The 12,227-nt window shown below is 55.4% G+C and carries 9 protein-coding genes; all 9 read right to left on the bottom strand.

The features are described from left to right. Nucleotides 1-99 precede the first annotated feature (99 nt). The 9 genes from ACTNC3_RS07355 to ACTNC3_RS07315 all read right to left on the bottom strand — a co-directional run bounded on the left by ACTNC3_RS07355 (nucleotide 100) and on the right by ACTNC3_RS07315 (nucleotide 12,223). The gene (locus ACTNC3_RS07355) at nucleotides 100-1,539 is read right to left on the bottom strand and encodes a M28 family peptidase (RefSeq protein WP_441226977.1); all 1,440 of its coding nucleotides are present in this window, start codon (nucleotides 1,537-1,539) and stop codon (nucleotides 100-102) included. Nucleotides 1,540-1,646: 107 nt separating this feature from the next. Then, nucleotides 1,647-1,877: a hypothetical protein gene (locus ACTNC3_RS07350; protein WP_410042312.1), complete on the bottom strand. Its 231-nt coding sequence runs from the start codon at nucleotides 1,875-1,877 to the stop codon at nucleotides 1,647-1,649. Nucleotides 1,878-1,901: 24 nt separating this feature from the next. Further along, a complete protein-coding gene (locus tag ACTNC3_RS07345; protein ID WP_410042311.1) occupies nucleotides 1,902-3,467 on the bottom strand; it encodes a HAMP domain-containing sensor histidine kinase in 1,566 nt (521 codons plus the stop codon). After that, the gene (locus ACTNC3_RS07340; protein WP_441226976.1) at nucleotides 3,464-4,147 is read right to left on the bottom strand and encodes a response regulator transcription factor; all 684 of its coding nucleotides are present in this window, start codon (nucleotides 4,145-4,147) and stop codon (nucleotides 3,464-3,466) included. Before ACTNC3_RS07340 ends, ACTNC3_RS07345 begins: the two co-directional genes overlap by 4 nt. A gap of 97 nt (nucleotides 4,148-4,244) precedes the next feature. Continuing rightward, nucleotides 4,245-6,236, bottom strand: coding sequence for an ATP-dependent helicase (locus tag ACTNC3_RS07335; RefSeq protein ID WP_441226975.1), 1,992 nt, complete (start codon nucleotides 6,234-6,236; stop codon nucleotides 4,245-4,247). 150 nt (nucleotides 6,237-6,386) lie between these two features. After that, entirely contained in the window at nucleotides 6,387-7,841 is a 1,455-nt protein-coding gene (gltX, locus tag ACTNC3_RS07330; RefSeq protein WP_441226996.1) for a glutamate--tRNA ligase, read from the bottom strand. A 10-nt stretch (nucleotides 7,842-7,851) separates the two neighbouring features. Further along, nucleotides 7,852-9,945 (bottom strand): polyribonucleotide nucleotidyltransferase, encoded by a 2,094-nt coding sequence (locus ACTNC3_RS07325; protein ID WP_410042308.1) that lies wholly within the window; start codon nucleotides 9,943-9,945, stop codon nucleotides 7,852-7,854. Nucleotides 9,946-10,180: 235 nt separating this feature from the next. Continuing rightward, the gene (gene rpsO / locus ACTNC3_RS07320; protein WP_410042307.1) at nucleotides 10,181-10,447 is read right to left on the bottom strand and encodes a 30S ribosomal protein S15; all 267 of its coding nucleotides are present in this window, start codon (nucleotides 10,445-10,447) and stop codon (nucleotides 10,181-10,183) included. 168 nt (nucleotides 10,448-10,615) lie between these two features. Beyond that, the gene (locus ACTNC3_RS07315) at nucleotides 10,616-12,223 is read right to left on the bottom strand and encodes a bifunctional riboflavin kinase/FAD synthetase (protein ID WP_441226974.1); all 1,608 of its coding nucleotides are present in this window, start codon (nucleotides 12,221-12,223) and stop codon (nucleotides 10,616-10,618) included. Nucleotides 12,224-12,227 lie beyond the last annotated feature (4 nt).

Raw genomic sequence — 12,227 nt, 5'->3', positions numbered from 1 at the left:
AAAAAGGTGGCTGACACATATCCATCGCGGTCAGGACGGTTTGTCCTGCAGCCGACATCAGAGGATATGTGTGCCACCTGTGAACGATATGATGACTGCTTACGCCGCTGTAATCGAGAGCGTATCGCCACTGACTGTCGCATCGGCACCTGTTTCCTGTGCCGTGGTAGCACTTACATGATACATCGCCTGTGCACTTGAATCAAGGAAGACTGTTTCATGGCTTCCGTTTTCTGTGTTTTTTTCACTTCCTTCACCGAAGAAGTTCCTCAGCATCGGACGAAGCATGGCCTCCTCCACCCCCAGTGCGGACGTGTCCACCGTGATCTGCTTCACACGTTCCGGCGTGGTCGCCACGTGTACCTCGACGGCGACCGGCGCATCCTGCTGCAGGATGTACAGCGCGGCGGTATAGATTTCGCAGCCGTCTGCATCACTTTTTCCGGTATCCGTCAGGCGTGTGCCGAGCTGCTGCTCGATCGCCGGGATCCCTGTGCCGGCTGGCCATGCATCCACCTGCGGCTGGAAGGCACCTGCAGCACGGACGTCCATCGGCGTCGCCTCCACTTCTGTTCGGAAGCGGCCACTCTTCTCCCGCATCAGCCCCTGCACGGTATCCCCGACGATGGCCGCTGCCTTCGCGAGCTCCTCCATCTCCGGAGCATCGCCCTCATCCTTCGATGACGGAACGCGGTTTCCTGTCTGTTCACTTTCGCCACGCTTCGGTTCAGTGCCGGCACTTTCCGTGTTTCTGTCTTCACGAGAGGCATCCGCGCCACCCTCCTGCAGGAGCATCGCCGCCGGGATGCCATCCATGCTGAACGCCGTATGATCCGACAGCTTATCCACGCGCATCGTCGCCTTCTGCCCGCTCATCCGCTTCACAGATTTCACGAGCCGGTCCGTGAGTGGATTTTCATGGCCGTTGCTCACGGCGATTTGAAAGGCGCCGGCGTCTGTATGGCCAATGTCGCCGACCTGGATGTCGGCGACCACCCGTGCCTTCTCTTCGTCCGGGAGGCTCTCGAGGTAGTTTCGTGCCCCCGTCTGCACATCCGCTTCTCCGTTAAATGCGATATAACGAAGCTCGACGGCACTCTTCTGTTTCTGCGTCTGCTCTGAAACGGCCTTCAGCACCGCAAGTCCAGCCGCGTTCGGCGCACCCTCCGGTGTATAGAGCGCTGTGGACAGCACCACGATGTCCGCAGCGACCGGATCTGTAGCGCCCTGCTGGATCGCGAGGAGCGTATAGCCGTCGCCCGTCTCCGGGATCGCATCGGCTTCGCTCTGGTAAGCCGTCATCACGGCCTTTTTGTAGTCCGAGGCATCGAGGCGAAGCTGATGATAGACGATGCGCGGTGCGAGCAGGCCGATCCCGAGGAGGAGCGCTCGCACCCCATCGCGCCGGGCCTTCGTATCCTTATAGAGGACGGCATGCAGGAACTGCATCGCCGCAAAAATCAGCACCAGTACGCCGATGACATAGATAAACAGAAACACGAGATCCAGCGGATCCCGTAGCATGTAGGCAATCTTCATAAAACCTGTCTTTCCCTTATGGTGCCCTGAGGGGCGTTTCATCGGACGTAAAAGCCCTTGCCGTCCGGACGCGTCCGTCGGCAAAGGCTTTTACCGTCGATCATTCATTACTTCTGCATGTTCTTCAGAGCTTCCACCATCTCGACGTCGTCCTGCAGGACGCGGAAATTCGTGGTCACCGGATGCTCCCCCGGCTTCGTGATCGTGATCTCGATCACTGAGCCCTCCGGGATCCCGGTCGAGACAAAATGCTGGACATAGGAGACCACCTTCGGGTGATCTGCCTGGAACTTCTTGAAAAGGCCTGCGACCTTCATCATCGCTGCTGGATTCATCATCTGTTTTTCCTCCGTTATCATTTTTTAATTATAGCTTTTCTTCTCGGAATCGAGCGTGAACCAGAAATCCACACCGGTCCGTGTATTCTTCACACCGCACTTCTGGTGGTGGGAATCCATGATGGCCTTGACGATACTGAGGCCGAGGCCACTGCCGCCATAGGAGCGGGTATGCGCCTTGTCCACCTTGAAGAACTTCTCCCAGATCTGCTGCAGGTCCTCCTCCGGAATCGGCTTGCCGGTGTTTGACACATGGATGGAAACCGTGCCATTCAGCGCCTTTTCGGAAAACAGGCTGATATTGTTCGGTTCCTGCAGATGGTTGAGCGCGTTGTTGAGGTAATTTGTGATGACCTCCTCGATTTTAAATTCATCTGCCCATACCATCGTGCCTTCCGGAATATCGATTTCAACATGTGCATCCTTCTGACGAATCAGAATCTCCGATTTCGTCACGACGCCATGGACGACTTTTGAGATATCGAAGAGTGAAAAATCCGGCAGGTCTTTTCCCTGCTCGATGGAGCTCAGGTTCATAAGCTCATGCACCATGACATTCATACGCTTCGCTTCATCCACGATGACACCACAGTAGTATTCCCGTGCCGCCGGATCGTCCGCAAGTCCCTCATTGAGTCCCTCCGCGTAGCCCTGGATCAGCGCGATCGGTGTCTTCAGCTCGTGGGAGACATTGGCGATAAACTCCTGCTGGCGCGCCGCGATCTTCGTTTTGTTCTGAACATCCGACTGTAGTTCGTTATTTGCAGTTTTGAGCTCAGCGATGGCGCTCTCCAGTTTATCAGACATCACATTCATAGAATTACCGAGTACACCGATTTCATCACAGCGGCAGCCGGTATAACGTGTTGTGAAGTCCAGTCTCGACATCTTCTCACTTAGGCTGGCGATCTCGTTGATCGGCTTTGAGATTTCACGACTCATGAAGTAAACGATGATGGAGCCGATCACCATCGCACAGATGCCGATGATCAGGAGGAAACGGTTAAAGAAGGATACCGACTCGCGCAGGCTGGAAATCGGCATCGACATAATAAATGTTGTCGTATTATCCGAAAAGTATCCCCAGCTCTCTATGTAGAGGTTTCCACTGTTCTGGTCGCGGTTCCGCTCGATGATATAATTATCAAAGCTCGCAAGGATCTTTCCCTTCTCACCGAAACGGTTTCCGAAAATATACCGATTCAGCTTCTGGGACTGACGATTCAAATCGCCGAAGGTCGAGAATACCCGATCCGTCTGCGTGTCAATGATGATGACGCTGACATTACTCGTCTCTGAGAGTGACTTCAGATACGTTGTCGCCGGTGTTTCTGTTTGAGGATTCGAGGTATCGTAGTTGCTCGGAAACAGCTGACCGACGCGGTCGTCTGTATCCGTGCTGCTTCCCAGCATTGCATCGAGGGTCGAGTAGGCGTTCTCCAGGGTGCTGACCTTCTGCATCGTGTAGGAGCCTTCCAAAAAGAAGGAATTTGCCATCAGAATGGCGATGAGCAGCACTGCGATGAGACCCATAAAAATACCGGTGAAGCGCCATTTGATACTGCTTTTAAAACGATTCTGCTTTTTCATGCCTTCTCTTCCACTTCGAACTTATAGCCCATGCCCCAGACGGTCTTGATATAATCACCCTTCGTACCCATCTTCGCACGCAGCTTCTTCACATGCGTGTCGATCGTCCGGGCATCTCCGAAGTAATCATAGTTCCAGACGTTATTGAGAATCTTTTCGCGGGACAGCGCGATGCCCTTGTTTTCGATGAAGTAGAGCAGAAGCTCATACTCCTTGAAGCTGAGCTCGATTTCCTTTCCATCGATCTTCACGGAGTGTGCCGACTTATCGACCTCGATACCGCCGACACGTACGACCTCATCCTGGTTCACGCCGGAGCGGCGAAGGATCGCCTCAACACGGGCCACCAGGATCTTCGGTGAAAACGGCTTCGAGATATACTCATCGGCACCGTACTCGAAGCCCTTCAGCTCGTCCGTCTCCTCCGTGCGCGCCGTCAGCATGATGACCGGCACCTTACTGTGCTCCCGCACAGTTTTCAGCACCTCCCAGCCATCCATCTTCGGCATCATCACATCGAGGATGATGAGTGCGATCTCCTTATCTGCGAAAAAGACGTCGATCGCTTCCTCGCCGTCACCGGCCTCCACGGTCTCATAGCCCTTGATCTTCAGGAAATCGGAAATCAGCTTCCGCATCCGCTCTTCATCATCGACGACCAGTACTTTTAATCTATCCATCTTCCTACCTCTTACTATTTCATGCACGCGTATTCTGCTCCTTCGGCGCGCTCATCCGCCTCAGGGATCGTGATGCCGGTGATGCTTCCGCCATGGTTCAGCTCCTTCGTCTCCGGAAAATCTCCGGAAGCGAGCGCACCCAGCCATCGTGCTTCGGCTTCACATCCGACAGCCCGTCCAGCAGAAAGCGGCTCGGGCTGCATTTTTTAGCATAGCGACTCTCTGTGAAATAAATGTGAAGTTCTTTCTTCGCCCGCGTACAGGCGACATAAAAGGCCCGTCGCTCCTCCTCGATCTGCGCCGCCGTGACCGCCTTCGTATACGGTGTCACGCCCTCCGTCGCGTCGATGATATGGACGATATCGAACTCGAGCCCCTTACTACCATGGAAGGTCATGAGCCGTATACCTCGCCCCGCCTCGTTTCGGGCAGCTGCCCGCTTCAGCTCCTCCCCGTAGTTCTCCGCATAGCTGAGCCACTTCCGCTTATCCGGCTCCTGCCGCGCGGACAGCTCCAGCGCATCCATTATAGCATGAACGCCGTCCAGCTCCGTATGATTTTCGCGGGCACGATCCTCCAGGTAGCTGATATACCCCACGCGCAGGCCAATGTAGATGACCGCAGCTTCGGATGGCAGGGCACGGATGGCCTTTAAATCCTCTACGAAGCGGTCGAGAATCACGTCCATCCCGCGCTTATCGCGGTAGTAGCGCCGGAGCTTCTCGAAATCCATCGCCCGATCCCGGACGGCCTCCCGCGAGATATAGCGGTTCGGCTTATTCATGATGCGGAGGAAGTCCCGGCGTGTGCCCATGCCGAGGGCGAGCCGGATATAGGCGAGGATGTCCTGCGCCACCATACTGTCATAGAGATTTTTCGTATGATCTCGCGTTGTATACGGAAGCTGCAGCCGTACAAATTCGGAGATCAGCGGACGCGCCAGGGTCTGGGTACGGAACAGAACGGCGATCCGCTCCGGTGGGATCCCGCGCGCGAGCTCCTCCCGGATGTTCTTCAGCACGAGCGCATACTCCTGCAGCGTGTCGGGCGCCTGATAACGCAGTGCGCGTCCACCCGGCCCCTGTACGGCTGTGATTTCCTTCGGGAAGCGATGTTCGTTCCGGGCGATGACCTGCGCCGAAAATGTGACGATTTCCTCGTGCGAACGGTAGTTATTGGAGAGTGTGATGCGTGCCGCACCTGGATAATCGCGCTCGAAGCCGAGCATGATGCCGGGATCCGAGCCCCGGAAGGCGTAGATCGACTGGTCGTCATCCCCGACGATGAAGAGATTGTTTTCCGGCAGGGCAAGCATGCGCACGATTTCATACTGAAGAGGCGAAATATCCTGGAACTCATCGACCATGACATAGTGGTACTTCTCCTGCCAGCGACGAAGCTCCGCCGGCTCGTCGCGGAAGAGCTGACGACAGCGAAGGAGCATATCATCGAAGTCCACGAGGCGCTGCTGCCCCAGGCTCTCCTGGTAACGCAGCATGAGGGCCGTGAACTGCTCGTTCGAAAGCAGGTTCGAATCAAATTCCGAGAGCAGCTTTCCGCTCCCCTTGAAACGCGAGATCTCGCCGATCAGAAGACGCAGAAAGTCCTGATCATAGCTGCAGTCGATACCGATGGCCTCCGCGATTTCACGCAGCATCTGCGACTGCGTCCGTTCGCTCAGGATGTTTTTATACGAAAAGTGATAGCGGATGCGGAGGATGAAGAAAAAGATCGAGTGGAAGGTGCCGAAGTTCACCTGGCCGCCGGCATCGCACAGGCTGCCCGGGAGGCGCGCATCCTCAGCGGACGAAAAAGCCGGACGATGCCCGGCTTCTGCTTCGTAGGCGTCCCCCAGCCGCTGCTTCAGCTGCTCCTCGAGGTAGAGCTTCCGAAAGCGGCTCTCCATCTCGAGGGCCGCGGCCTTCGTGAAGGTGATGACGAGGATGTCCTCCGGGCGCACGCCGCTCCGGATCAGCTGCAGGATGCGGTGCGTGATCACCGTCGTTTTCCCGGAGCCTGGTCCGGCCAGCACCATCGCCGGCCCGTCTCTGTGTTCGATTGCCCGTTTCTGATCGATAGAAAAACCCATGGCAGTATTCTACCATGGGTTTCTGAAATCTCCTATAGTCGTCCAAGCGACCATATTTTCTGCAGCTATATGTGGATGCGATACGCATATCAGCGTATGCAGCGGACACATCTGCCGCACGTGTCGCTCCGATATATGGAGCGATATGTCTTACGCCTCGAGGCGACGGATGCCCTCAGCGATACGCTGGAGGGACTCCTCCTTACCGAGGACCTCCATGATCTCGGTCGCACCGGCCGGGGTCATCTGACGACCGGAAAGCGCGATACGGATCGGCCACATGACGAAGCCGGTCTTGTAGCCCTTCTCCTTACCATATGCGGAAAGCAGCTCGAACAGTGCGTCGTTGGAGAAATCCTCCTGCGCACTGAGAAGCGGCTGTACCTCACGGAGAAGCGCGAGCGAATTCTCAAGGGTTGTCTTCGACTTCTTATTCACATAGAGATCTGTGCTGTACTTCGGAAGGGTCTCGAAGAAGCCGATCATTTCCTCGTTGATGTCCGGGAAGATCTCGATACGGGTCTTCACCATGGTCGCGATGTGACGGAGATCGAGCGGCTTCGTGATGATCTTCTGGATATATGGAAGCGCACGCTCGTAATACGAATCGAAATCCATCGCCTTGATGTACTCGCCATCCATCCAGCGCAGCTTCTCCATGTCGAAGACCGCCGGGCTCTTCGAGATACGGTGATAGTCGAACTTCTCGATGAGGTCCTGGAGGGACATAATCTCCTCGTTATCCTCCGGAGACCAGCCGAGGAGGGCGACGAAGTTCACGACGGCCTCAGCCACGAAGCCCTGATCGATCAGGGCTTCGAAGGAAGCATGACCGGAACGCTTGCTGAGCTTCTTGTGATTTTCATCCGTAATCAGCGGACAGTGCACATACTTCGGAATCTCCCAGCCGAAGGCCTCATAGAGACGATTGTACTTCGGGCTCGAGCTCAGATACTCGTTGCCGCGAACGACGTGGGTGATGCCCATCAGATGATCGTCGATGACATTGGCGAAATTATAGGTCGGATAGCCGTCGGACTTGATAAGAACCATATCATCGAGCTCGGCGTTATCGACGGTGACGTCTCCGTAGAGCTCGTCGTGGAAGGTCGTTGTGCCCTCGGTCGGGTTGTTCTGACGGATGACATATGGCATGCCGGCAGCGAGGTTTGCCTCGATTTCTTCCTTCGAGAGGGAGAGACAGTGCTTATCATAGTGCATGATCTCTTCGCCGTTGACCACGGTCTTCAGCGACTCCAGGCGCTCCTTCGTGCAGAAGCAGTAGTATGCCTTGCCCTCATCGACGAGCTGCTTCGCATACTTCATATAGATGCCCTGTGCACGACGCTCGGACTGCACGTACGGACCGCAGTCGCCCGGCTTATCCGGGGACTCATCCGGGATCAGGCCGGTATCGGCGAGGGTTTCATTGATAAGTTCGACAGCACCCTCAACGAAGCGCTCCTGGTCCGTATCCTCGATACGGAGGAGGAAGTCACCACCCTCATGCTTCGCGATGAGGTAGGCGTAGAGTGCGGTACGAAGGTTACCTACATGCATCCTTCCGGTCGGGGATGGTGCATATCTCGTTCTGATTTTCATAATATAGAACTCCTTAGTCTCTCAGATCCTGTGGACGCATGGTGAGATTGATACGGCCCATCTTGTCGATCTCCTGAACCTTGACGGTTACTTCGTCGCCGATGTTGACCACATCCTCTACCTTATCAACGCGACCATCGGCCAGCTTCGAGATGTGTACCATACCATCCTTATTCGGGCTGAGCTGTACGAAGGCACCGAAGTTCATGATACGAACGACCTTACCGGTCAGTACCTGACCCGGCTCGATGTCGTTGACGATCGACTCGATGATCTTCTTCGCCTTCTCGAGCGCGTTCTTATCGATGCCGGAGATGGAAACCATACCGCTGTCGTCGATGTCGATCTTTGCACCGGTCTCGTCGATGATGCCGTTGATGGTCTTACCCTGCTTACCGATGACATCACCGATCTTCTGCGGATCGATCTGCATGGTGATGATCTTCGGAGCGTACTCGGAAAGCTCGGCACGCGGAGCGGCGATGGCATCCTTCATAACGCCATCCATGATGACGAGACGTGCCTCGTGAGCTCTGTGGATCGCCTCGGTCACGATGTCTCTGGTGAGACCGTGAATCTTGATATCCATCTGGATCGCGGTGATGCCCTCATGTGTACCGGTTACCTTGAAGTCCATGTCGCCGAAGAAGTCCTCGAGACCCTGGATATCGGTCAGTACGATGTAGTCATCATCGGTGTCACCGGTTACGAGACCGCAGCTGATACCGGCTACCGGCTCCTTGATCGGAACACCGGCTGCCATCAGAGACAGGCAGGATGCACAGGTCGAACCCATCGAAGTCGAACCGTTGGACTCCATGGTCTCGGATACGGCACGGATCGCATATGGGAACTCCTCAACGGAAGGAAGAACCGGAAGCAGTGCCCTCTCAGCGAGTGCGCCATGACCGATCTCACGACGTCCCGGTCCACGGCTGGCCTTCGCCTCACCGACAGAGTAGCCAGGGAAGTTATACTGGTGAAGGTAACGCTTCTCGGTGATGTACTCATTGAGTCCCTCCACCTTCTGAACCTCGGAAAGAGGTGCCAAGGTGACGATATCGAGGATCTGGGTCTGGCCACGCTTGAACATCGCGGAGCCATGGACTCTCGGAATCAGATCCACCTCTGCCTCGAGCGGACGGATCTCCTCGATCTTACGACCATCCGGTCTCTTATGATCCTTCAGGATCATCTTACGAACGGTCTTCTTCTCATACTGATATACAGCATCCGGAAGCTGCTGAAGGGCATCCTCGTCATCCGCGAGTGCCTCCTCGAGCTTTCTGGTCACCTCGGCCATGTTGGCATCACGCTGCTGCTTATCATCGGTGAATACCGCGTTCTCCATCTCCGCCTCTGGAACGATGGACTTGATCTTATCGAAGAGCGCCTGCGGAACCGCATAGCTCTCATACGGAGTCTTCTCCTTACCACACTCGGCGATGATGGAATCGAAGAAGCTGATGATCTGCTTGTTGATCTCATCTGCCTTGTAGATGGCCTCGATCATCTGATCATCGGAGATGCAGTTTGCACCGGCCTCGATCATGATCACCTTATCACGGGTGGAAGCAACGGTCAGGTTAAGATCGGATACGGTCTTCTCTGCGTTGGTCGGGTTGATGATGAACTCACCGTTGATCATGCCGACCTGTGTGGAAGCGCATGGACCATCCCATGGAACGTTGGAAATCGCGGTTGCCAGGGAAGAACCAAGCATCGCAAGAAGCTCTGGTGAGCAGTCCTGATCGACGGACATCACGAGGTTGTCGAGCAGAACATCGTTACGGAAATCCTTCGGGAAGAGTGGTCTCATCGGACGATCGATGACACGGGAGGTGAGGATCGCATTATCGCTTGCGCGGCCCTCTCTCTTCTTAAATCCACCCGGGAACTGTCCTACGGCATACATCTTCTCCTCATACTCCACCTGGAGCGGGAAGAAATCGATACCGTCACGTGGCTGTGCCGATGCGGTACAGGTGGACAGAACGGTCGTATCACCATAGTGCATCAGTGCTGCACCATTTGCCTGGGCACATACACGGCCGATATCGACGGTCAGTGTTCTGCCGGCGAGTTCCATTGAATAACTCTTGTACATTCGTACCTCCTTTTATATAGACAGGGAGGTCCAAAAACACTGATCAGGCTCCCTTTTCGTGCGGGTCGGGCTCCTGCTGAAAACCGGGCCTCATCAGTGGTCTCGGATACTTCCCTGTCGATGATTTCGATAAATCCATGTGCACGATCGCAGAAAGGCACATAGTCCATACGATTATAGTATAAAAAAAGGACGGAGAAAAGTATCTCCGCCCTTTTTCTTTATGAGTTTTAGATTACTTTCTGATGCCGAGCTTCTCGATGAGGGATCTGTAGCTGTCCAGATCGTTCTTCTGAAGGTAAGCAAGAAGGCCTCTTCTCTGACCAACCATCATGAGAAGACCACGTCTTGAGTGGTGATCCTTCGGGTTCTTCTTAAGGTGCTCAGTGAGCTCGTTGATACGTGCAGTCAGAATGGCGATCTGAACCTCTGGTGAACCTGTGTCACCAGCCTTACGGCCGTACTGCTCGATGATCGCTGTCTTTTTCTCCTTGGAAATCATGGTAAATCCTCCTGATGTTAAACTATGTCACGCATGGTGACGACTTACGTTAACAGAGCTGCCGGATGGAGTTCCGCGCAACCATGCCAACGCGCATACGAATGTACTTTAACAGAAGTGCCACGGCTTGTCAATCGCCCATTGAGCGAAATACCGTCTTTTTTCGTGTTATTTCAGCCTGCCCGGGTCGAGCTCCATCGGCCAGGCTGCCGTGGCTGCGACATCCCTCTGGAGCTGCGCCTTCAGCTCGTCGATCGAGGCGAACTTATGCTGGTCACGAAGCCGGGTCATAAACTCGACGCGGATCTTCTTTCCATACAGGTCGCCATGGTAATCGAGGATATAGGTCTCGATGGAGGTCGGATTATCGTCGGCGATGGTCGGGTTATTTCCGACGTTCGTCATGCCACGATACAGCTGTTGCCCGATCAGGACACGGGTGATGTAGACGCCCGGCTTCGGATTCAGCTTTCCTTCCTTCGGGAGGATATTCGCGGTTGGGAAGCCGATCGACGCGCCGATCTCCTTTCCGCGCATCACGGTGCCGCTCAGCGCTACATGACGGCCGAGCAGTTCGGCGGCCTTTTCGACATTGCCCTTCTCGATCTCCTCGCGGATGAAGCTGCTGGAGATCTCGCGCTCCTGTCCGTTCTCATCGAGGACTTCCTTTTTCTGAATCACATGGACCGCGTAGCCGTACTTCGGTGCACGTGCTGCGAGGAGCGCGGCAGTACCCTGCGCCTTATACCCGAAGGAACAGTCCGTGCCCACGACGATATCCGACGCGTGCATCCCCTCGACCAGGACGGTGCGCAGGAAATCCTCCGCAGAGACACCCATGGTCTCCTGGTTCACAGGATAGGAAAAGACATAGTCGAAGCCGAGGTTCCGAAGGCGTGTCAGGTGCTCTTCGCTGCTCGAAATCGTATCCTGACGGACGCCGGTGAGGACGTCCGTCGGATTTGCGCTGAAGGTCAGGAGCGCCGTCTTCCGGTGCTTTTCCTTCGCGATACGGAACATGTTTTCGAAGATGAGCTGGTGCCCGAGATGGCTGCCGTCGAACTTTCCGAAGGAAACGACCGCCGCCTCCGGGACGTACATCGGTGGCTTCACGATACGGATCAGCTCGCCCCGCGCCTCATAACCGGCGATCTCCTCGATGGTCCGGCTGTCGGAGATCGAGAACTGACCGACACGTGTACGCTTCAGTGCAGACATCGCGGCACCACAGCCGAGCTTCTCCCCGATATCCTTGATCAGTGTACGGATATAGGTGCCCTTCGAGCAGGTGACGGTCATCCGTACGTATGGGAGGTCAATGCTGTCGACCGTGATGTCGTGGATGGTGATGCGGTTCGGCTTCCGCTCGATGACCTTTCCCTGCCGGGCGAGGTCGTAGAGCTTCTGTCCGTTCACCTTTTTCGCACTGTACATCGGCGGAATCTGGTCATAAGAGCCGACGAAGCTCTGCGCGGCTGCGCGGAGCTCCTCTTCGCTGATATCGACCGGATGCTCGCTGAGAATCGTTCCGGTCGTATCCTCGGTATCGGTCAGGATGCCGAGCTTCATCTCCGCCTCATAGACCTTTTCCGTCGCTTCGATCGAGGAGACCAGCTTCGTCGCCGTGCCGGCACAGATCACCAGTACACCCTCGGCCATCGGGTCGAGGGTGCCGGTATGTCCTATTTTCTTTTCATGAAGGATGGCACGAAGCTTCTTCGTGACGTCGAAGCTCGTCCAGCCCTTCTCTTTATAAACATTGATAATTCCGTCCATAGTT

The organism is Oribacterium sp. HCP3S3_B9, from assembly GCF_052064255.1.
Lineage (GTDB): Bacteria > Bacillota > Clostridia > Lachnospirales > Lachnospiraceae > Oribacterium.
Note: the sequence above shows the minus strand (reverse complement) of the source record. Positions and strands in the feature narration are given on the sequence as shown.